The 21,996-nt window shown below is 34.9% G+C and carries 17 protein-coding genes, 1 tRNA gene and 1 pseudogene; 3 read left to right on the forward strand and 16 right to left on the reverse strand.

Annotation, left to right across the window (positions count from 1 at the left end; all coding sequences use genetic code 11):
• Positions 1–4: 4 nt before the first annotated feature.
• The 6 genes and pseudogenes from OPR29_RS04350 to secB all read right to left on the reverse strand — a co-directional run bounded on the left by OPR29_RS04350 (position 5) and on the right by secB (position 9,264).
• Positions 5–217 (reverse strand): hypothetical protein, encoded by a 213-nt coding sequence (locus tag OPR29_RS04350; protein WP_006279675.1) that lies wholly within the window; start codon positions 215–217, stop codon positions 5–7.
• Between the two features lie 257 nt (positions 218–474).
• A complete protein-coding gene (locus OPR29_RS04355) occupies positions 475–1,932 on the reverse strand; it encodes a leucyl aminopeptidase (protein WP_265025127.1) in 1,458 nt (485 codons plus the stop codon).
• Between the two features lie 135 nt (positions 1,933–2,067).
• The gene (locus tag OPR29_RS04360) at positions 2,068–2,709 is read right to left on the reverse strand and encodes a protocatechuate 3,4-dioxygenase (RefSeq protein WP_319803447.1); all 642 of its coding nucleotides are present in this window, start codon (positions 2,707–2,709) and stop codon (positions 2,068–2,070) included.
• Between the two features lie 166 nt (positions 2,710–2,875).
• Positions 2,876–6,011, reverse strand: a pseudogene (gene putA / locus OPR29_RS04365) (bifunctional proline dehydrogenase/L-glutamate gamma-semialdehyde dehydrogenase PutA).
• 121 nt (positions 6,012–6,132) lie between these two features.
• Complete coding sequence (gene acnA, locus OPR29_RS04370) at positions 6,133–8,754, reverse strand: aconitate hydratase AcnA (protein WP_052264762.1); 2,622 nt, start codon at positions 8,752–8,754, stop codon at positions 6,133–6,135.
• A gap of 6 nt (positions 8,755–8,760) precedes the next feature.
• Entirely contained in the window at positions 8,761–9,264 is a 504-nt protein-coding gene (secB, locus tag OPR29_RS04375; protein WP_007302467.1) for a protein-export chaperone SecB, read from the reverse strand.
• 164 nt (positions 9,265–9,428) lie between these two features.
• On the opposite strand from secB, the gene OPR29_RS04380 reads away from it, so the two are divergent.
• The 3 genes from OPR29_RS04380 to OPR29_RS04390 are packed head-to-tail and all read left to right on the forward strand — an operon-like array spanning position 9,429 to position 11,427.
• Positions 9,429–10,088: a Tim44/TimA family putative adaptor protein gene (locus tag OPR29_RS04380; RefSeq protein WP_007302466.1), complete on the forward strand. Its 660-nt coding sequence runs from the start codon at positions 9,429–9,431 to the stop codon at positions 10,086–10,088.
• Positions 10,088–10,792, forward strand: coding sequence for a DNA polymerase III subunit epsilon (gene dnaQ / locus OPR29_RS04385; protein ID WP_265025128.1), 705 nt, complete (start codon positions 10,088–10,090; stop codon positions 10,790–10,792). Before OPR29_RS04380 ends, dnaQ begins: the two co-directional genes overlap by 1 nt.
• A gap of 35 nt (positions 10,793–10,827) precedes the next feature.
• Positions 10,828–11,427 carry an SCO family protein gene (locus OPR29_RS04390; protein ID WP_007302464.1) on the forward strand — a complete coding sequence of 200 codons (600 nt, stop codon included), beginning with the start codon at positions 10,828–10,830 and terminating at the stop codon, positions 11,425–11,427.
• Positions 11,428–11,479: 52 nt separating this feature from the next.
• On the opposite strand, the gene rnc is transcribed toward OPR29_RS04390, so the two are convergent.
• The 10 genes from rnc to OPR29_RS04440 all read right to left on the reverse strand — a co-directional run bounded on the left by rnc (position 11,480) and on the right by OPR29_RS04440 (position 21,989).
• Positions 11,480–12,172, reverse strand: a complete 693-nt coding sequence (gene rnc, locus OPR29_RS04395) for a ribonuclease III (protein ID WP_012481989.1) — start codon at positions 12,170–12,172, stop codon at positions 11,480–11,482.
• 92 nt (positions 12,173–12,264) lie between these two features.
• Complete coding sequence (locus OPR29_RS04400) at positions 12,265–13,332, reverse strand: quinone-dependent dihydroorotate dehydrogenase (RefSeq protein WP_007302462.1); 1,068 nt, start codon at positions 13,330–13,332, stop codon at positions 12,265–12,267.
• A 72-nt stretch (positions 13,333–13,404) separates the two neighbouring features.
• Complete coding sequence (locus tag OPR29_RS04405; RefSeq protein ID WP_052264760.1) at positions 13,405–14,202, reverse strand: hypothetical protein; 798 nt, start codon at positions 14,200–14,202, stop codon at positions 13,405–13,407.
• A gap of 107 nt (positions 14,203–14,309) precedes the next feature.
• Positions 14,310–14,381, reverse strand: a tRNA-Cys gene (locus tag OPR29_RS04410).
• A 5-nt stretch (positions 14,382–14,386) separates the two neighbouring features.
• Positions 14,387–15,277, reverse strand: coding sequence for a class I fructose-bisphosphate aldolase (locus OPR29_RS04415; protein WP_213863897.1), 891 nt, complete (start codon positions 15,275–15,277; stop codon positions 14,387–14,389).
• A 58-nt stretch (positions 15,278–15,335) separates the two neighbouring features.
• Complete coding sequence (locus tag OPR29_RS04420) at positions 15,336–16,334, reverse strand: molecular chaperone DnaJ (RefSeq protein ID WP_264376718.1); 999 nt, start codon at positions 16,332–16,334, stop codon at positions 15,336–15,338.
• Between the two features lie 56 nt (positions 16,335–16,390).
• On the reverse strand, positions 16,391–18,670 hold the full coding sequence (locus OPR29_RS04425) for an AAA family ATPase (protein ID WP_007302458.1): 2,280 nt from the start codon (positions 18,668–18,670) through the stop codon (positions 16,391–16,393).
• Between the two features lie 297 nt (positions 18,671–18,967).
• The gene (locus OPR29_RS04430; protein ID WP_012481988.1) at positions 18,968–20,194 is read right to left on the reverse strand and encodes a DEAD/DEAH box helicase; all 1,227 of its coding nucleotides are present in this window, start codon (positions 20,192–20,194) and stop codon (positions 18,968–18,970) included.
• A gap of 34 nt (positions 20,195–20,228) precedes the next feature.
• Positions 20,229–20,480 carry a cold-shock protein gene (locus tag OPR29_RS04435; RefSeq protein WP_007302456.1) on the reverse strand — a complete coding sequence of 84 codons (252 nt, stop codon included), beginning with the start codon at positions 20,478–20,480 and terminating at the stop codon, positions 20,229–20,231.
• Positions 20,481–20,654: 174 nt separating this feature from the next.
• Positions 20,655–21,989 (reverse strand): TldD/PmbA family protein, encoded by a 1,335-nt coding sequence (locus OPR29_RS04440; protein WP_265025129.1) that lies wholly within the window; start codon positions 21,987–21,989, stop codon positions 20,655–20,657.
• Positions 21,990–21,996: the final 7 nt, after the last annotated feature.

Genomic DNA, 21,996 nt, shown 5'->3' on the forward strand with positions numbered 1-21,996 from the left:
ACCATTATACAGCTTCCCACTTTATAGGATTGCCGCTCACCTCATCTTCAACCAGATTGCCGTTGTCATATTGAGCAGACATATAATTCATGCGCGAATCACGATCTATATATCTAACAGGTTTTACCGGTTTATCTTTATACATTTTTTGCTCGGCTTTCTTACGCTGAGTAGGGTTATTTTTACTAGCTGTCTTTGCTTTCCCACCTGCTGCCATATAAACTCCTAAAAACTTCTTATTTTATTTTAACACTTAAGTATACACCGTCAATGCTAAATAGCTTTAAAGTTTTAATAGTCCATCATTACAATCATCATTTGAACAAAATACTTTCTCTTGATGCTGCTCAAGTGTGTAACTTTAGAATCCCCAAAAAAGAAAATGTAAGTTACTTTGATGATATCATTTTCTACGTCTTATAAATAGACATTCATGTAGCCGTAAATTAAGCTATAAACTCAATACAAAGATCCTTAATTATTAATCTCATAGTACTTCTCAACCAACTTATTTAGCAACCTTACACCGAAACCTACTGCCCCTCTTGGAGAAATATCAGTGCCTTTTTCGTGCCAAGCAGTGCCTGCAATGTCTAAATGTGCCCAACAAGTGTCGTTTACAAAACGCTGTAGAAACTGTGCAGCCATTATACTATCTCCACCAGAACCTGCAGGAGCTATATTTTGCACATCAGCAATCGGCGAATCAATAATTTTGTTATAAGTTTCATTCATAGGAAAGCGCCATAATTTTTCATTTACTTCATTTCCTGCATCAATCAGATGATTTGCTAATTCATCGTTATTTGAAAAAAGACCAGCATATTCATTATTTCCAAGCGCAACCACTATAGCACCAGTTAAAGTTGCAAGATCAACCATAAATTTAGGTGAGAATCTGTCTTGCGTATACCACAAAGCATCTGCAAGTATGAGCCTTCCTTCTGCATCAGTGTTCAACACTTCTATCGTCTGTCCAGACATCGAAGTTACTACATCACTTGGTCTTTGAGCATTACCGTCCACTGCATTTTCTGCAAGTGCAACTACACCAACTGCATTTACCTTTGCTTTTCGTCCAGCTAGAGTACGCATCACCCCAACCACAGTAGCAGAACCCGCCATGTCATATTTCATTGACTCCATGCCACGCGAAGGCTTGAGTGACACTCCACCAGTATCAAACGTTATGCCTTTACCCACAAAAGCTACAGGCTTTTGTTCCTTGGAAGCTCCATTCCATTTGATCACTACTAATTTTGGCTCTTTACTACTTCCCTGTGCTACCCCAAGCAATGCTCCCATTTTTTTCTCTTCCATCTGTTTCTTACCAAGCACTTCGATTTCAAGGCCAAGCTTAGTAAGCTCGGTTTTTATATAATCAGCATAGGATTCTGGATATAAAACATTAGGTGGTTCAATGGTAAGAGTACGTGCAAGAAATATGCCTTCACCTTCTTGTCTTAAACGCTCAAATGATTTTTCAGCACTACTGAATTGCTCATCTTTCGTTAGCACTGTGATCTCCTCTACTTCTGTAACTTTTTCATCCTTTTTGGTTTTATACTTATCAAATTTAAAACTGCGCAAAAATGCACCGTATGCAACATTTGCTGCATTGCCTTCGATTGAGATTGCCGCTCGCTTGATTCTTAATCTGCTTAGCTCACAATATATTTTACCACCAATATTTAATCCTTTGCTTTCATCCCATTCATCTCTCATTCCAAGACCAGCAACTATAATATTTTTTCCCTCTGATGAAGTAATGGAGGAAAATTCACCAAAACCTCCATTAAAACCACTAAATTTCTTGATGTTATCTATAGCTTGCTTATCTTGTAGAACATTAGTTATAAACTTATCACCCTCAAACAAACCTACCACTAGCGTCTCAAAATCGGGTAAAGCTTTAGAAATTGTTATCTTCATCGTTGACATCTCCGTTGCAAATAATTGTAAGCTGCACATAAAACATAGTAAAAACATTAGTAAGATATTTTTCATATACATTTTAAGTACAATAGCGCTTAAGACTACTATGAACTCCCCTGATATGCAAGGGCTTTATCTTTTATCAGAAAATTTGTTATGCCCACCTAGGGTTATATTAAATGTGTAGGTCTTCATGGCCTGATTGTTATAAGTAAATGGTGCTATCAGAAGGCTTGCAAGTCCACTCTCAATAAGATTACCAAGAAGAAGATCATCACAGTTATCGCAATTATGATTAGCAAAAAACATTTGTGTTGTGAATTCTGGAAAATCTGGATGTTGGACCAAAAAGTTGATGTGTGGAGCCCTATCACCAATTTTACCTGGTACTATTGTAATAAAATTATAATAGCCAAGGTTATTTACTACAAATCTTCCTGATCCAGCAAAATTTGGATCAAGCTCCACATTTTCATCATAATAGCTCATGCCAAGTGAGTCTGCGTGCCATATAGAAACCACAGCATTTTGTATCGGTAAGCAATTTACATCAGTAACTCTACCCACTACATTTATTAATTCTCCTGATGCATTATTTGGAGAGCCAGGTTTTCTTCTTAAATTATTTGAAGAGTTAAAGCTTTTTGGCCTTGTTTCAAGATCATAAATCCCTGGAGTTTCAATACAATTAAGCAAAATAGGATCAGCCGCAAATAATGACAAATCGAATATAAATTGTACTAAAAACGCTAATAAGATATTTTTTACATTCATTTTGTTTATAGTGCTTTTATCAGAATTATAGCAACCTTTTTCTTTTATTAAAGACAAGACTTTCTTTGAAACCTCCTTAGAATCACAACTATCCTTTCAGTGTATGAGTTTTAGGTTTTAGTACTGCATACACAACTGCACGGACTTCCAATTTAGAAATTGCAAATCAATCCAAACACGCAAGTGTAATGTTACCGCCACATGCTGTAGTGTTGACACTTACAACCTTTTCTATAGAAAAACGTTGCAGATAATTAGGACCACCAGCTTTTGGTCCGGTACCTGACAGTCCTCTACCGCCAAATGGTTGCATTCCAACTGCTGCACCTATTTGATTGCGATTGATGTATACATTTCCAACTGATATTTTCTTGCTTATTAAATCGATCTTACTTTGTACACGGCTTTGCAAAGAAAACGTAAGTCCATATCCTGTATTGTTTATATCACTTATAACTTCATTTAACTGCGACTTATTAAAACGTATGATATGTAAAATAGGCCCAAACACTTCTTGCTTTAATTGCGAAATTTTTTGTATCTCATAAATGTACGGAGGAAAGAAATAACCATTATAAGAATTTGTATCCATGGGTACCTTGGACAAAAGGTTTGAATCTTCATCCCTTGATATTTTTTCCGTATGTTTAGTGAGTATATCAATAGATGCTTTGTCAATTATTGGACCAATATCTGTGCTCAGTTGTATTGGGTCACCTATCTTTAGTTCTTGAGCTGCATTGCATATCATTTTTATCTGTTTTTCTGCTATATCTTCTTGAATAAATAGCACTCTGAGAGCAGAACAACGTTGACCGCCACTGCGAAATGCAGAAATTAAAACATCCTTAGTTACCTGCTCTAAAAGAGGAGAACTATCAACAATCATAGCATTTAATCCACCAGTTTCAGCGATAAGTGGCACAATAGGACCATCTCTGCTGGCAAGCATTCTATTAATTATTTGAGCAGTCTGTGTTGAGCCGGTAAAAGCTACACCGGAAATTCTATTATCTGGCACTAATATTTTACCTAAATATCGACCATCTCCTGGAACAAGATGTAATACATTTTTTGGTATTCCAGCTTCGTGTAGTATCTTAACGGCTTCATAGGCAATAATCGGCGTTTGCTCTGCCGGCTTTGCCAGCACTGCATTACCTGCTACAAGTGCAGCTGAAACCTGCCCAATGAAGATAGCAAGTGGAAAATTCCACGGTGATATGCATAAGAAAACTCCTCTGCCCTCAAAAAAGATGAAGTTATCTTCACCTGTTGGACCTGGCAATTTTTTCCAGTCATTCAGTTCGTTTTTTACTATCATTGCATAATAGCGCAAAAAGTCGATTGCCTCTCTTACTTCTGCTATTGCATCGGATAAAATTTTTCCTGCTTCCAAGATCAGAATGTAAACCAACTCTTTCATCCTTTCTTCAAGCAAATCTGCAGCTTTTTCAAGGCATTTAGCGCGCTCTTCTGCTGAAATATTCTGCCACTTAGTAAAAGCACTATGTGCTATTTCAAGAGCATTTAAAGCCTGAGCGCTTGTTGTACTTGACACTTCTCCAATTACATTTTCCAAATGTGCAGGATTCACTACTTCGATAAATTCAGCACTATCAAGTAGTGCCTTTCCATCAATTATTGGCCCAACTTGCCATTTCTTTTCACTAAATTTTTTTATATCATTTGCAAATTGCGAAACTGTAATTGAATCACTAATATCCATCCCCAAGGAGTTTTTTCTTTCCTCTCCAAAAATATCTTGTGGCAATGGAATGTTTTGATGAGGTTCATATTCTAAACTTTTAGCTTTTTCTAATGGATCCGAGACTAATTCTTCAATTTTAACGTTAGGATCATTTATTTGATTGACGAACGAACTATTAGCTCCATTTTCAAGAAGACGCTTAACAAGATATGGTAATAAATCACTACGTTTACCAACTGGTGCATATATACGACAGCTGATGCTTGTTGCAAGTTCTGACATTGCATAATCATATAAATCCTCACCCATTCCGTGTAAACGCTGAAACTCAAATCCAGGATGATCTTTGTCAGCAAGCTCTATTATAGTAGCAAAAGTATAGGCATTATGAGTTCCAAAGCATGGGTAAAAGTGATTTACTTTGCTTAAAAGCTTCTGTGCACACGCAAGGTAGCATACATCAGTATAGCTTTTTCTTGTAAATATCGAATAACCACTTAACCCTAGCTCTTGTGCACACTTGATTTCTGAGTCCCAATATGCACCTTTCACAAGCCTTACCATAATTTTATGCTTTGATCGGATAGCAACATCCTCAACAAAATCAAGCACAGATAAAGCACGTTTTTGATATGCTTGTACAGCCAAGCCCTCCCCACTGAGAAAGTGACTCATCAAGACGCAGTTGCTCGAATAAAACTAATGACATCTCAAGTCTTTCTGATTCTTCTGCATCTATGCATAGTGAAATGTTGTATTTTTTTGCTTCACGACAGAGCTCTAAAACCCTAGTAAATATCTCATCAGCAATTCGGTCAAATTGACCAAATTCATAACGTGGGTGCAAAGCAGAAAGTTTTATTGAAATTCCATGGGATTTAAAACAATCATTCACTTCAGTAGTTGCACCTATAGCTTTTATTGAGTGCATGTATGAATCAAAACACTCTTCTGCATCTTCAGCTGTGTGAGCAGCTTCGCCAAGCATATCAAAAGAGTATAAAAACTTACTATTGTCATCTAGTTTTGCATATCTTAAAGCTTCTTCTATGGTTTCTCCAACAACAAAATGATTACCAAGCATAGACATTGCTTGTTTTACTGCTTTGCGAATGATCGGTTCTCCTAAATTCTTAAGTAACTTAGAAATTGCGTAATAGAACTTCGAATCGCCTTCATTATCTCTCAATATACTGCTACCTATCATCAAGCTCCATGTGGAAGCATTAACAAACAATGAAGAGGAACGCCCCAAGTGTTTATTCCATTCTTGGTTGGTAATTTTATCTTTGATCAATTCGTCTATTGTGTAATCATCTGGTATTCTAAGTAGCGATTCAGCAAGGCACATCAATGCTATTCCTTCATCATTGGAAAGCGAATATTGCTGCATAAAGGAATCTACAATACTTAATTTATTGTGTTTGATTTTTTCAATAACTTGTTTTGCAATATTGTAAATTCTGTTTTTCGAATCAACCGAAAGTTCTACTTTTTCTACAAGATAACGTACACAGCTTTTTTCATCAGTACGATAAAATCCTTGTAAACGTTTTCTGAGTTCATTAGGTTCTTGTATAGAGCTAATCATAATTATCTATAAAACACCTTTACTATATGTAAGGTAAAATTATATCATAACTTCGCATAGAACAAATCATTATTTAAAAGGACCAGGGCTGGAGCTAAAAGAAGTCTAGTACTTACTTTTACTAAGTCGAAAGAAGTATGTAGCTTAACACCCCACCACTCATTAAGTATTTAATCTCAGTTGCGGTTTGTACACAGCATTTGAGTTGTATTGATTGCTTTGAATTATCCTGTCTTTTAATGATACATTCTAGATTTCCATTTGATACTATTTCACCTTTTATGCTTATTATCTCACTACCATCAAATATCTTTCTGGTTATTCCATTTTGGAATATAAGTGGAAGAACACCCATGCCGACCAAGTTGGACCTATGTATGCGTTCAAAACTTTCTGCAATCACAGCTTTAATTCCCAGTAATGCAGTACCCTTTGCTGCCCAATCCCTACTTGAACCTGTACCATATTCTTTTCCTGCAATGACAACTAATGGAACAGCTTCTCTTTTATATTGCATTGCTGCATCAAAAATTGACATAGTTTCTTGAGAAGGAATATGTTTTGTATAGCCACCCTCAGCGCTCACCATTTTATTTCTTATTCTGATATTAGCAAAGGTTCCACGCATCATTACGTTGTGGTTACCGCGGCGAGATCCATATGAATTGAAATCTTGCGGTTCAACTCCAAGACCTTTTAAATATATGCCTGCAGGACTATTTGAGGCAATATTTCCAGCAGGGGAAATGTGGTCGGTAGTGACGCTATCGCCAAACATCGCTAGTATTTGCGCATTCTTTATATCAACTATGTTGCTTCCATTGTTCTTAGTCGATAAATTATCAAAATAGGGAGGGTTTTGTATATAAGTGCTTTTCGTGTCCCAATCATAGATTTCACCTTTCTCACACTTTATCTTTTGCCAATGCTCATCACCAGAAAAAACATCCTTATACTTTTGTATGAACATTTCACGCGTCACAACACTTTTAACACAGCTCTCAACTTCATTATTTGTTGGCCATATATCTTTGAGATAGACATCATTTCCATTCTTATCTTTGCATATTGAATCTTTTGTCAAATCAATTTGCACAGTGCCTGCAAGTGCATATGCAACAATAAGTGGCGGAGATGCCAAGTAATTAGCTTTGACTAACGGATGAATTCTTCCTTCAAAGTTACGATTGCCAGACAAAACTGCAGCAACAGTTAAGTTTTTGTTTTTTATATCATCCTCTATATCCTTATTAAGTGGACCAGAATTTCCAATGCAAGTTGTGCAGCCATATCCAACTAGATTAAAACCCAAAGCATTTAGATCTACCTGCAATCCAGACTTTTCTAAATATTCTGTCACAACTTGTGACCCTGGAGCAAGAGAAGTTTTAACCCAAGGCTTTGATTTTAATCCAAGTTTAATTGCATTACGAGCTACAAGACCTGCAGCAATCATCACACTTGGATTTGAGGTGTTAGTGCAGCTTGTTATTGCTGCAATCACTACGCTGCCACTCTGGAGCTGATCGCCATAGATAGGTTCCAACGGAGGTCTGTTTGTCTCATTAATAGGAAAAGATGTAGAAAAAGATTCCGCTACTTCTGAAAGGAAAATCTTATCCTGTGGTCTTTTAGGACCAGCCATCACTGGCTTTACGCTTGATAAATCAAGCTTCAGTGTGTCAAAGAACGCCAATTCTTCATTACTACGCCACAGCCCTTGTTCTTTTGCATAGACTTCAGCTAATTTAACCAACTCTTTTGGCCTTCCGGTTAAGTTTAAATAATCTAGTGTCTTCTGATCAATTGGAAAGAATCCACAAGTTGCACCATACTCTGGAGCCATATTAGCTATGGTTGCTCTATCTGCCAAAGATAAACAATCTAAGCCATCACCATAAAATTCCACAAATCTGCCAACAACGCCTTTTGTTCTCAGGATATTAGTAATCGTTAGCACTAGATCAGTTGCTGTTACTCCCTCTGAAAGTCTTCCTATTAATTTAAATCCTACTACTTCTGGAATTACCATACTAATTGGTTGACCAAGCATCACAGACTCAGCTTCTATTCCACCAACACCCCAACCAAGAACCGATAAACCATTTACCATAGTAGTGTGACTATCTGTACCGACTAAGGTATCTGGATATAGAACTCCGCTATCGTTACATACAACTTGCGCTAAATATTCAAGATTCACTTGGTGGCAAATTCCAGTACCTGGTGGCACTACTCTAAAATTTGTGAAGGATGACTCTCCCCATTTTAAGAATTGATACCTCTCCAAATTTCTTTTTACTTCCAGTGCAACGTTTTTACCAAATGCAGAAGTGCTTCCGTAACTATCTACTTGAACAGAGTGATCGATCACAAGATCAACAGGTACAGATGGATTTATTTTGCTGGGGTTACCTCCGTTTTTCTTCACATAATTACGCATTGAAGCTAAGTCAACGACAGCAGGAACTCCTGTGAAATCCTGCATCAAAACCCTTGCTGGCTTGTAGCTAATTTCGTGATTAATGTGTTTCTTGACGCAATTTGCTAATATCTTTATGTCATCTAATTTAACGCTTACTCCATCTTCGTTGCGCAATAAATTTTCAAGCAATACCTTGAGTGAACAAGGCAATTTTGTTAAATTTACTCCTAAAAATTTACCAGCGTTACTTAGGTTAAAGTAGTTATATAACCTTCCATCAATATTTAAAGTCGTCTTTGCATTTAAAGAATTGTTCATCCTGTATTAGTTAAAATTGGAATTACTAGCGCTACTTTTTTGTTGTTGACTTTGCTGCTGATACATAGTTTCAAAATCTATAGGATCTAGCATAAGTGGAGGAAACCCACCACTACTTGTAGTTCTTGCAATTATTTCTCTTGCAAAAGGGAAAAGAAAAGTAGGTCCACCAATAAATAAAGCTTGTCTCACCTCTTCCTCACTTAGCTCTGTAAAATTTTCTATTGAAAAAATACCGCAATACTTTACCTCGCAAATGAAAGCTATATCATCTTTTACATCTTCATCTTTTACCGTTGCTTTGGCTTCTATATGCAAAGTAATTTCATGAAAAGGCTTTTCTTCACTTATTCCTTTTTTATTTTCTGTTCCTTCTAATTTTGCTGAATTAATATTAACCATTACATTAATATCAGGAGCTTTACTAGAAGGAAGGAATGGCGAATTTGGATTCTCAAACGAAAAATCTTTGACATACTGACCATGAATTTTCATTTTGTGTTGTGACATTTCTTACGTCTCCTTTAATTAAGTTGAGATGTTTAATACTTTCTTATATAATATATTCATTTACAAATGAATAGTAAACCTAACTATAGGTTAATATGAAAAACATATTTTTATCAATAATTAATAATATTTAGATACTTTATATATCAAGGAGTTAAGTTACCATGATAGAGCTTGTAATATATGCTTTACTAGCGGCGTTTATTTTTTCACGCTTATATAATTCTTTAGGAAGATCAGCCAGTCTCAACCTAAAAAAGCTAACAGGTGTATTGGATGTAAGTCAAAGTAAAGAAGATGTGGTAGAAAATATCGAAGATTATATTTATAGCAACGACAAAAGTTCAATAGAAACTACTTATGAACAAATATTACAAAAAAACAAAGAGTTTTCTATTTCCAATTTTATAGAAGGTTCAAGCATAGCTTTTGAATTAATAATAAAATATTTTAACCAAGGAAATTTACCTCAATTAAAATCCCTTCTGGACAAAGACTTATATAACAGTTTTGTGGATAAGATTAAACATCGTAAAGAGACACATGAGTCCATAATTGTTTCTATCGTTTCACAAAAGATCTTAGAAATAAAGTTAGTAAAAAACGTAATATTTATTGCAGTATATTTCCTTTCAGAGCAAATTAACTTCGTTAAGAATAACGAAGGAAACATCACATCAGGTAGCATGTCTACTATTAACAAAGTTGAAGATGTATGGCAATTCAAAAAAAATATTAATTCATCAGATCTAACTTGGTTACTTGTTTCTATTAACTATAAGAAGGCAAGTACTGATAAAAATTTAACAACAAATGACAACTGATGAAAAGTAGGCTACGAGAAATAGTACTTGATACTGAAACTACAGGTCTTGATACTAAATCTGGCCATCGAATTATTGAGATAGGATGTGTAGAACTAATTAATCGTATTCCAACAGGTAAAACATTTCATCGATATCTCAATCCAGAAAGAGATATACCTTACCACTCATTTAAGATTCATGGTATTAGTGAGGAATTTTTGGAAGATAAACCACTATTCTCAGATGTTGCACTTGAATTTCTTGACTTCATATCCAATGACATTTTGGTGATTCATAATGCTGAATTCGATGTTAAGTTCCTTAATATGGAGTTAGGCAAGTTAAATGCTGGGTTAATTTCCTCAAATAGAGTGCTAGATACATTACCACTTGCAAGAAAAAAGTTTGTAGGATCACCTGCTTCTTTAAATGCATTATGCAAGCGTTTTGATATATCGCTAGAAGGTAGAGAGTTACACGGAGCATTAGTTGATGCTCAATTGCTTGCAAAGGTCTATGTTGAGCTTACAGGAGGATTGCAAACCTTTTTATTTAATAATGAATGTGCTCAGGACAATAACTCTACGTTTATTCAACATAAAGTGCGTAATTTAGCTCGCAGAGAACATTCACCAAGTATTAAAGAAATTGATGAGCATAAGAAATTGTTAGATAAAATTAACAACCCACTTTGGAAGGAATATATTGAATCAATCAACTAATCAATATATGATTTAACTTTATTGGAAACGCTTTAATGATAAAGTTTATAAGGTTATTGTCTAGTTTGCTAATAACAGTAGCAGCTATCTTCTTAGGTTATTGTTATTTTACTAAGCAAGGCATATTTGTTTCACAAAATACAGAAATTAAAATAGGTGGGGATTTTTCTTTGATTAACCAAAACGGGCAAATAGTACGCAGTAGTGATTTCAAAGATAAGTATATGATGATTTTTTTTGGATTTTCCTCATGTAAAAGAATTTGCCCTATGAACCTTGGAATAATTTCAGAAACACTTGCAAAGTTAGACGAGAAAACTGACAACAAGCTACAAACATTTTTTATCACAGTTGATCCTGAGCGCGATAATACAGAAAGGCTTAAAGAATTTCAGCAGCAATTTGACCATAGAATACAAATGCTCACTGGTGAAAGACAAAAAATAGATGAAGTAGTTGCAAAGTATAAAGTATATGCAAGTAAAGTAGATGGAGAAGAGGAAATTAACCATTCTTCAATGATATACCTTATTAGCCCTGAAGGAAAATATGTCACACACTTTGTAGCTGATTTAAATTCAGATGAAAGTCAATCTGATAAGATTCTGGCTGAGATAAAAAAATATGTAAGCTGAACTAAAGAGCTTAGCTTACTTTAAATTTATGCTAACAGCTATTTTGATTAAACTAAGTCGTTTTTTTAATTTTTTCTAGGATCAACTCAGCAGCTTTTTGTTCAGCAATTTTCTTACTAGGAGCGCATGCAGAAACTTTGTCATAACTCTCTATGCAAACTGATATAGTAAATTCAGGATTGTGTGCTGGTCCAGTTTGTTTTACAAGCTCATACTTCGGTAAAGGTAATTTATTTCTCTGAGTCCATTCTTGCAGTGAAGTTTTAGGATCTTGAGGAGGATCGAGGATGTCCTTAGCTAGCTTTTCCCAATGTCGGATAATAAATTTCTCAACACTCTCAAGTCCGCCGTCAATATAAATTGCACCTATTAGTGCTTCAAGCGAATTTTCTAAATTTTTTAAGTTACATTTTCCTCCGTTACAACGTTCACTATTATTCATGATAATAAAGTTACCTAACTCTATTTCTTTAGCAACATTAGCAATGGTACTGCCACAAACTAAATCCGTTTTTCTTTTTGCCAATGCTCCTTCTTTTTCTTCAGGAAACATTTTAAACAGCATAACAGACACAACCATATTCAAAACACTATCGCCCAAAAACTCTAGCCTTTCGTAGCTTACAACCTGGTCTTCGCTATTTCTCTTATTTACGCTTGGGTGGGTTAATGCCTCTTCTAATATTGCATAATCTGTAAATTTATAATTAATAACTTTAGATATTGTATCGTTCAAAACTCTCATATTAATCATTCAATAGAAAAGCACTCTCTATCATACCTCTACACTAAAAAGTTAGCTCTACTTTACTAAAACAATATCAATAACTTCCAAAATTAATGTATACAACCCACTGCTTCAGTAATGTTACTAAATCCATCTCTTTTTACCAATTCTGCAAGCTCCAGATTGATTTTGTTCACAACTTGATGCCCCTGGTATACAAGAGCAGTGTACAGTTGTACTAAAGAGGCTCCTGCCTTTATTTTTTCATATGCATCAACACCACTTGAAATTCCTCCGCATCCTATCAATAGAATTCTGCTTTTAGTAAGCTTGTACATGTCACTCAATAACTCGGTTGAAAGTTGAAATAATGGCCTGCCGCTCAACCCACCACTCTCATTATAGTAAGAATCTCGACTTATCGTAGTGTTGCTTACTATTAAGCCGTCAATTTTATATTCTAGTGTAAGCTCAGCGATATTTTCTTTTGTTTGCTGATCTATATCTGGAGAAATTTTTAATATTATCGGTATGGATTCAGAGCTATCGATTGATTTCCGGGTTAGAGTGATAGATTTCAACAATTTGGATAATTCTTGTTTATTGTGCAAATCGCGCAAGTTAGGTGTGTTTGGGGATGAGATGTTCAGTACTATATAATTGCTCTTTCCATATACTATCTTTATTAAGTCAACATAATCGCTGATTTGGTCCTTTGATGTACTGTTTCTTCCTATATTTATACCAAAAATACAATTACCAAGTTTAGTTTCACTTATCTGTTTAAGAAAATAGTCTACTCCTTTATTATTAAATCCCAATCTATTAATTATTCCTTCATCTTTAATTAATCGAAAAATTCTCGGTTTTTTGTTTCCATATTGGGGATGTTTAGTTACAGTACCAGCCTCAATAAATCCAAAACCAAATGAGAGCATCGGCTTTACAACTTCCGCATTTTTATCAAAACCTGCAGCAAGACCTACAGGACTCCTAATTTTATTACCAAAAAAGTTTACATTTAAAGACTTAGGTAGTTCTATAGGTTTCCTACAGGGCATCTTTTTTAACGCCGTTATTACCAAGGAGTGAGCGATTTCAGGCGGCAGTAAAAACAATAAATTACGTAATATCATTTTGTAAAACACTTTGCTTATTTTTAGTTTATTTTTTACCATGCAACAAGAATAACTTAGAAAGCTTGAGGTTTATCAAAATAGTAAGTATATAGTTTCTATGGGTAGTAAAAACTAATTTTTCTGAAGGGAAACCAGAACTTGATCAGTATTTTCATCTACTAATTCGAGGTAGCCAAATTTGTTAATTTGAGATTTTATTAGTATAGGAATCTTATTTCGATTTAAATAAAATCCCTGTTTTGATTGTTTATTAATCCGCAACCTTACATCCCCATTTTTCCAAGCAAGCATCTTATTTATTCCAGATTTTTCTTTACAATTATCTTCATTTACAAATCCTAAGTATTCATCTTCTGAAGAAGATATTGCAATCTCGCATATTCTATACCCTACCCAATTCCCTAGATATGGATCAGTATCGTCTTTTTCGTGAAGCTTGAACTCTCCTTTGACATATTCCCATGGAGCTTTTGCATCACCTACCTTTTTTAGAAAGAGTACGTCCTGATCAAAGTTTATAATGGTCCTTGTATGAAATGTTGTTAAGCTTGTGTCCCATAATAGTTTTTCTGTGATGCTAAAATGCTCTTTATCCTTTTGCATATTTTGAAATGATACGATTATCACATCTGCTCCAACTTCTCTTCCATAGTTAACATATTGACTAGCACGCCCATGTTTGGCTGTGAATGATGACTTACCTATTAACAGAAAGTCATTAAATAACGCATTATATATAGTCTGTGCACTGTAAGCTGTACCGACGTAAACCGGCTGTTTGTTGGATGAAGGGTACTTTTCTGGTGCAAGATGAGTATACGAGCTCTTTAATAAATAGTGAAAAGTGCAACTGGTAAGCAAGAAGGGCAAACCAATCAATAATAAAACTTCTGTTAATCTCTTTGGCATTTTACTGCTTATATTTTGAATATAGTATCTTATTTTTTTAAATATTTCATTAAAAGCCACACTTCTTGTTAAAATTTCAGAAGAAAAAACGATCTAATTGGAGTAAGAGGCCGGGACCGGAATTGAACCGGTATAAAAGGATTTGCAGTCCTCCGCATAAGCCATTCTGCCACCCAGCCGTTTTTTATGCGTAGATATTAATTATATCTTTTAGCATAGATAAAGCATCCTCTTTTTTTCTTTGAAAAGTGTTGCGCCCGATAATTGAACCATTACCACCACCTTGCTTAATTTCTTTTGCCTCATTGTATATATCATCCACTGACTTTGACTCACCACCAGAGAAAACTACTATTCTTTTTCCTGCAAAGCAAGACTTTTTAATATATTCAATTCTTTTAGATAATGATTCAATATTTTCTATTTTTTCTCTTTCCAGATGATTGGTTGGAAGTTTTACTTTTATTATGTTGGCACCGAGCAAAGCCGCTATATGCGCAGCATAGGCAATCACATCAACTGCTGTTTCACCTTCTTTGGAAACCCCTTCACCACGTGGATAAGACCATAGCACTACAACAAGGCCACAAGATTTAGCCTCAGCTATAATTTTGCGAGCTTCTTCCATCATATCAAAACACTTAGCAGAACCAGGATATATAGTAAACCCAACAGCCATGCAGCCCAAACGCAGCGCATCTTTTACAGAGGCAGTTATTGCTTGATCTGAAGTTAAGCTTTTTGAGTGCAAAGAGTTAGCGCTATTAAGCTTCAAAATAAGTGGTAGCATTCCAGCATAAGTTGAAGCACCAGCTTCGATCATACCAAGCGGAGCAGCGTATGCACTTACTCCTGAATCAACTGCAAGCTGAAAATGATAATGTGGATCGTAAGCATTAGGGTTAACTTCAAAACTTTTTATTGGTCCGTGCTCAAATCCCTGGTCTACAGGGAGAATTACTAACTTGCCAGTTCCACCAAGTTTCCCATGCATAAGAATGCGAGTAAGATTCGCTTTTACTCCAGGGTTTTCACTTTCGTAGTAACTTAGGATTTGTTTTACTTCTTCACTCATTAATATCTTCAAATTTACTCAAAGTGTAGCAAAAACTATAGTTGAAGCAAAGACCTTTTTATGCTCTTGTTCCTACGCCTATATTTAAAGGTGTAACTTTAGGATCAGTAGTATGCTGTTGTGGTTTTTCTTGAACTAAATCTTCAAAATACATTTTAACAATAGGAAGAACGAGCGGCATAAGTACTAATTTGTAGTCATACCATGCAAATTTTTCTTTATAACTAAATTCCGCATCTTCTTCATATAAACACTGGATACAGTATTCACCATATAGTTCAAAAGCTTTCACAAAAGTCCTAAGTAAAGCAATAAGTAATAAATCTAATGCTAAATTAGCTATTAGCATCGTTCCATATTGAACAGGCCAGCCATTTTGTGCAACTTCCGACATTAAACTGCATACAGCAAACGCTGCTGATATACATATTACATAATTATCAGCAGCAATAAGTAGATTGTATCTTCTATTTAACCTATCTAGATTTCCTTCTTGTGAGCCTCTTTGTTTACTTGCTGCATAGATAATACTACAAAAGGATATAATAAATAACCATGGCCAAACTCCAATGCTGAATGCATAAAATTTATAAGCAATATTTTGCACTTTGCCACTGTTAGCAAGTTGTGATAAGCAATATTTGACTTGAGGCGACGGACCAAGTACCACATTTGCTAATATAAAAAATAAACATGCTCTATTCACAGCTTTCTCTCTACGCAATAGAATCTCATTGATTCTCCTTTGTTTTTCCTGCACTTCTCGCTGTAATGTTATAGATATGCCAGCTGCTTTTAAGTCGTTAAGATATTTCTCTAGCTTATCTTTATCTGCACTAAGTTTTTTAAACTTTTCTTCAGCTATTTTTTTCTCTTTCTCTCCTACTACTTTATCAGGGTGACATTTTAATGAAGCTCTTCTAAAGCGCCGCTCAACTAACTTAAGTACATCATCAAACTCCTGGCTTATTACTTCTTCCGCTTTTATTCCCAGCCTTGAAAATAAATTCCGTAAATCTTGATTACTGTAATATTGATTTCTGGTTAAACTTGCCACTATAGCCTCATTAAAAAATAGTGACTATACTACAAATTTAATACTCAAGCAAGAATTTAAACTATATCAAAAGCAATTCCGTGTTTACCAATATAAATCCTTAATTTCTTTCCTTTAATTAATCGACGATTCAGTATTTCTTCAGCCAAATGACTTTTTATCTCTTTTTCAATCAGCCTCTCTATTGGGCGTGCTCCCATTTCTTTGCTATAACCTGTTTGCGCAAGATAAGACTTTACTTCTTCTTCCACTGAGCAGCTTATACCCTTTTGCACAAGTTGTTTTTTTAATTCCTGAATAAATTTATCCACAATGTGCAAAATGACATCCGCATCCAAATCAGAAAAGGAAATGACTGCATCAAGACGATTACGAAATTCGGGGCTAAAAACCCGTTCCATTGCTTTTTCGCTGTCACTGATGTTAAAGTTTTTATACCCAAAGCCAATAGAACTTTTGTTACGTTCAAATGCCCCTGCATTGGTTGTCATAATTAAAATCGTATTGGAAAAATTAACCTTACGTCCGTAAGTGTCTGTAACACAACCATAATCCATGATTTGTAGTAATATATTATAAATATCACTATGAGCTTTCTCAATTTCATCAAGAAGTACTACGCTATATTGATTATTAGATACAGATTCTGTAAGCAATCCACCTTGGTCGTAACCCACATATCCAGGAGGGGAACCAATCATTCTAGATATTGTGTGAGGTTCCATATACTCAGACATATCAAACCGAATAAGGTTCATACCCATATTTTGTGCTAGCTGCTTCGCAAGCTCAGTCTTACCTACACCAGTTGGCCCTGCAAAAAGATACTTTGCCAAGGGTTTATTGTAACTTCTCAGACCAGATTTAGCAATTTTAATAGAATTAACGAGAAACTCTATCGCTTGCTCTTGACCAAAAATGGCCCTATTGAGATTTTCTTTCAAAGATTTTACTCTTTGCATATCATCAAACCCGCAAGGTACGTTTGTAATCCTAGCGATAGTACTCTTAATGTCTCTACTGTTTATAATTTTTCGCCTGCTTTTTTGTAACTTACAATATGCCCCTGCTTCATCTATAACATCAACTGCTTTATCAGGTAATATTCGCCCAGTAATATACTTGTGTGAAAGTTCAGCTGCAGATTTAATGGCATGTTTCGTGTAATATACTCCATGATACCTTTCATAGTAATGCTTTATACCATCTAGTATCTTTACTGTATCATTAATAGAAGACTCTTTTACATTAATTTTTTGAAACCTCCTTGCTAATGCTTTATCCTTTTCAAAGCTATTGCTATATTCTCTATATGTAGTTGCACCTATACAACGCAACGCACCTCTTGCAAGTGCAGGTTTGAGCAGATTGCCAGCATCAAGAAAGCTGCCACTTGTTGAACCTGCTCCAATAATAGTGTGTATTTCATCAATGAAAAGAATAGCGCCAGGTTTTGCCTCAATTACTTTTATTATAGATTTTATTCTCTCTTCGAAGTCACCTCTATAGCGTGTTCCTGCAAGAAGTGATCCTAAATCCAAAGCATAAATTATGCTGGATCTCAGTGCACTCGGAACACTACCTTCAATAATTTTCAATACCAAGCCTTCAACTATTGTTGTTTTACCAACACCTGGTTCTCCGACATATAAAGGGTTATTTTTTCTGCGTCTTAGCAAGATTTCTATAGTGCGATTTAATTCATAATCACGACCAATGACATAATCTATTTTTTTGCTTCTTGCATAATCATTTAAATTTCTACAATAATTTTGTAGAACTTCTTCATCTTTTAATAATTCACCTTTATTTGCTACAGTAGAGATATCGTTATTCTTATCAAGTTTTATCTTGCGATTAGTTACATATTCTTCTATATCACCTGAATATTTTATATTGGATATGTTATAAATCAAATTAGAATCCTTTGCATTCTGTTTGCATAATAGCTCTTCAATGTATAAATCTTGCTCAGACAGAATCTCTAATAGAATACTTGCTCCATTTATTTCTTTTCTTCCCAGACGATGAGCTCGTATCATGGCTTTATGTATTATGCGTTGAAATAGCACATCAGGCTCAACTTTATTGACAGTTAATTCGGAGTTGTCTTGTAAAAAACCTTTTGCATTATTACCACGATCATTCCTTAATATAATATTATCTATATTTATGATTTCACCAGCTCTGATGTTACATCTTGATAAAACATAATTTACATCCACATCTTTGGTTAATGCTAGCAACAAATGTTCCACTTTTGCATATTTAAGCTTACAATCAGAAGCAATCTGTAACGCTCTATTTAAACTTGCCTCTAAATTTTTAGAAATCATCTATTCTCTTTAAAAGTGTAAATTTATATATAATTAGTAGCACACAATTATTAAAAAAACTGAAATCTAGCAGCTCGTTGTAGCCAAATTGAATTAAGCTACAGATTATAGTCCACACAGCCTAACATTATACCGTTGTGATAATCTCAAAACGTTATAAGCAGCAGAATTAAGATTATCAAATTGTAGGTAAATCTAATTTGGGCTAGCTATATATTCTTTCTACCATCCTCCAATCACTTCACTTTGCAGCAAGTTTACTGGAGCTTTTAAAGAATAGAAGAATAGTTAAGTACATTAATACGCTTTTTCTAGTACTCTGCTTTTCTTCTTAAATACATTGATCTTTTTTCTACCGTATTTAGCCTTTAACGTACTTGGCCTTTTAAAGATCTTTTTGCTGTTACGTTTTTGAGATTGCATACTACAATCAAAATTTGGCTCTCCTTCTTTATCTGCTAGTGCAGGCAGTCTTCTCTTATCTTGAGGTGTAACAAAAGATAATGCAAATCCTTCAGCTCCCGCACGTGCAGTTCTACCTATACGATGAACATAATCAGCTTGCGATTGTGGTACATCATAATTGATAACATGTTGAATGTGCGGAATATCAAGACCGCGAGAAGCAACATCTGTTGCAACCATGATTTGATTGCGGCCACGACGAAAAGAATCAATGACTCTTTCACGCTTGTGCTGCCTTAAATCACCATGAATTGCCAAAGCGCTATAGTCATCTTTGTGCAATTTGTCAGCTAGCTGATCCGCTCCTCGCTTTGTTTTGACAAAAATAATGATTGATCCTTTGCGCTGACATAATTGTGTAACAAGCTTGCCATATTTTTCTGATTCTGATGCATAAACAACTTCTTGTTTAATTTTTACAGAAGTTGTAGCCTGGCAATCGACAGAAACACGCTCTGGTTGATTAAGATATTTTTCAGTAAGTTTTACTATTTCTCCAGGAAGAGTTGCAGAAAACATAAGAGTTTGCCTTATTTTAGGCAAATGCTTCATAATTTCTTCAATCTGAATTCCAAAGCCCATATCAAACATACGATCCGTCTCATCAAGCACAAGAATACCAACATTCCGAGTAACTAAAGTTTTACGCTCAATATGGTCTATAATACGACCAGGAGTACCTATTATAATTTGTGGTTTTTTCTGAAGCTGATTTAGCTGCCTAAAAATAGGCTCGCCTCCGATCAACAAAGCAACTCTTAGTAAAGAACTTTGAGATAAGAGTTTTCTTATCTCACTTGTTACCTGATGAGCAAGCTCTCTGGTTGGCACGATGACTAAAGCTGAACCAATGCTTGGCTCATTCATCAATTTAGCAACCAGTGGAATAGCAAACGCTAAGGTTTTTCCAGTTCCCGTTTGAGCAGACCCAAGAATATCTTTGCCCTGAAGAGCTAGAGGAATCGCTTGCACCTGAATCGGGGTTGGAACACAAAGATTATTTTTACTTAGAGCTTGCCTAAGCAAAGTTGGAAGCCCCATTTCATGAAAATTACTCACAATACATTACCCTATTAAAAAGCTTCACGATAGACTAATCTTCCAATCTTAAATTTATTGCAGACTTTTTATCTTCTCCGTTCCTACCACGCTCTTCTTTAAGCTCATAACTTACTCTTTCCCCTTTCATTCCTCTCTTTTTATCCTCTCCTCGAAGTTCATCAGGTCTTATTCCTGAACGTTCTAATGTACTAACATGTACAAAAACGTCCTCACCTTTACCTTCTGGCTTGATGAAACCATAGCCTTTTTCAACATTAAACCATTTTATATTACCAAATTCCATATGGATAACTCCTAAACTACTAACTAACATTATTAATGTGATGAAAAACTTTGAAATTACGATTTAGAATGCTTTAAGCTTAGTTACTGCAACTAAACTTCTATACTCCATAGTCTATTCTTAACATTACATAGTAATAGTACACAATTATTGTACTTAATGCAACTAAAATTTTTAATCACTAAGTGAACCTGCTACTGTCATTTCGCTAACTTTAATCGTTGGTGAATTAAACTGCCCACAGAAAGTTAGGTCATTTGCAACAACTAAATTGCTAAACATATTTTTCAAATTGTCGGCAACAGTAATCTCGTGTATTGGATACGTTATTTTACCATTTTCTATAAAAAATCCGCATGCACCTTGACTATAATCGCCATTGATTAAATTAACACCAAAACCAAATAAATCAGTTACATATATTCCTTCTTTTACTTCCTCAATTAATTCCTTAAACGATCTATTACCATTTTTGAAATAGAAATTACTAGCTGAAGGAATAATTGCAGCATTACTTGCACGAGTTGCATTTGCGGTCGTTTCCAAGTTTAATTTCCTAGCCGAATATAGATCTAAAATCCAGTTTTGCAGTACTCCATTTTTTACAAATTCATTTCTTCTGCTCATTATTCCTTCCCCGTCAAACGGTCTTGATGTTATACCCCTTGGTAACAATGGGTCATCAATAATGCTAATCTCAGTATTAAAAATTTGATTATTTAAACTATTTCTCAAAAAAGAGCTATTATTTACAATATTGCTACCATTTATGGCAGAAGCAAAGCTCTTTACTAGCTCTTTTGCTGCTCTTTTTTCAAAAACAACCGGAAATTTGCCTGTCCTGATTGTACATGAACCCAATTGATCTATTGCTCTTTTTGCTGCTTCTTTCCCTATTGACTCCGGTGTTTTTAAATCACTGAAGTTGCATGCTACATCGTAATCGTAGCCTATTTTCATTTCATTCTTTTCTCCAGCAACAACAGAAACCTGATTAACAAAAGTTGACTTACTAAATGAACCAACAAAACCAGAAACGGTTGATAATACTGTATTTACTGAAGTATGTGAAGATGAAGCTCCTTCGGAATTAATAATATTTTTATGTGCAAGAGCTGAATTTTCTGTAGCTTCAGTAATTTCTTTTAAGTTATCAATTGTTACAACATTATTATCTGAGATATTTAAATCTGCAGAAGAGATATAATTACTGCCATCTACAGCAAAACTAATATAAGGATCTTCCTGGGCATTCTTTGCCATTTCCACCACTTGGCTCACTGCACTACTAAGATTATTCAAATCGTTTGTGGAAATATACGCAGCTTTGTTCTTACCTGCTATAGCTCTAATTCCGACAGTACAGTTTTTAAATTGTGATATTTGTTCAATTTTTGATAGACGCTGAGAAACCGAGGTCTTATTAGTTTCATATATTGTAACTTCTGCGTCTTGATTCTGCTTTTTTATTAGTTTAGTGATATCTGCTGCAATATTTAATATATTCATTTTTCAT

Source organism: Wolbachia endosymbiont (group B) of Pammene fasciana (assembly GCF_947251495.1).
Lineage (GTDB): Bacteria > Pseudomonadota > Alphaproteobacteria > Rickettsiales > Anaplasmataceae > Wolbachia.

Excerpts from the sequence above, each read along its gene's own strand:
- dnaQ (WP_265025128.1), top strand. The coding sequence starts at position 10,088 with ATGAAAAGTAGGCTACGAGAAATAGTACTTGATACTGAAACTACAGGT.
- secB (WP_007302467.1), bottom strand. The coding sequence starts at position 9,264 with ATGTCACAACACAAAATGAAAATTCATGGTCAGTATGTCAAAGATTTT.
- OPR29_RS04405 (WP_052264760.1), bottom strand. The coding sequence starts at position 14,202 with ATGCCAAAGAGATTAACAGAAGTTTTATTATTGATTGGTTTGCCCTTC.
- OPR29_RS04435 (WP_007302456.1), bottom strand. The coding sequence starts at position 20,480 with ATGGAATTTGGTAATATAAAATGGTTTAATGTTGAAAAAGGCTATGGT.
- OPR29_RS04415 (WP_213863897.1), bottom strand. The coding sequence starts at position 15,277 with ATGAGTGAAGAAGTAAAACAAATCCTAAGTTACTACGAAAGTGAAAAC.
- acnA (WP_052264762.1), bottom strand. The coding sequence starts at position 8,754 with ATGAACAATTCTTTAAATGCAAAGACGACTTTAAATATTGATGGAAGG.
- OPR29_RS04390 (WP_007302464.1), top strand. The coding sequence starts at position 10,828 with ATGATAAAGTTTATAAGGTTATTGTCTAGTTTGCTAATAACAGTAGCA.
- OPR29_RS04380 (WP_007302466.1), top strand. The coding sequence starts at position 9,429 with ATGATAGAGCTTGTAATATATGCTTTACTAGCGGCGTTTATTTTTTCA.
- OPR29_RS04355 (WP_265025127.1), bottom strand. The coding sequence starts at position 1,932 with ATGAAGATAACAATTTCTAAAGCTTTACCCGATTTTGAGACGCTAGTG.
- OPR29_RS04440 (WP_265025129.1), bottom strand. The coding sequence starts at position 21,989 with ATGAATATATTAAATATTGCAGCAGATATCACTAAACTAATAAAAAAG.
- OPR29_RS04350 (WP_006279675.1), bottom strand. The coding sequence starts at position 217 with ATGGCAGCAGGTGGGAAAGCAAAGACAGCTAGTAAAAATAACCCTACT.
- OPR29_RS04425 (WP_007302458.1), bottom strand. The coding sequence starts at position 18,670 with ATGATTTCTAAAAATTTAGAGGCAAGTTTAAATAGAGCGTTACAGATT.
- rnc (WP_012481989.1), bottom strand. The coding sequence starts at position 12,172 with ATGAGAGTTTTGAACGATACAATATCTAAAGTTATTAATTATAAATTT.
- OPR29_RS04360 (WP_319803447.1), bottom strand. The coding sequence starts at position 2,709 with ATGAATGTAAAAAATATCTTATTAGCGTTTTTAGTACAATTTATATTC.
- OPR29_RS04400 (WP_007302462.1), bottom strand. The coding sequence starts at position 13,332 with ATGGTAAAAAATAAACTAAAAATAAGCAAAGTGTTTTACAAAATGATA.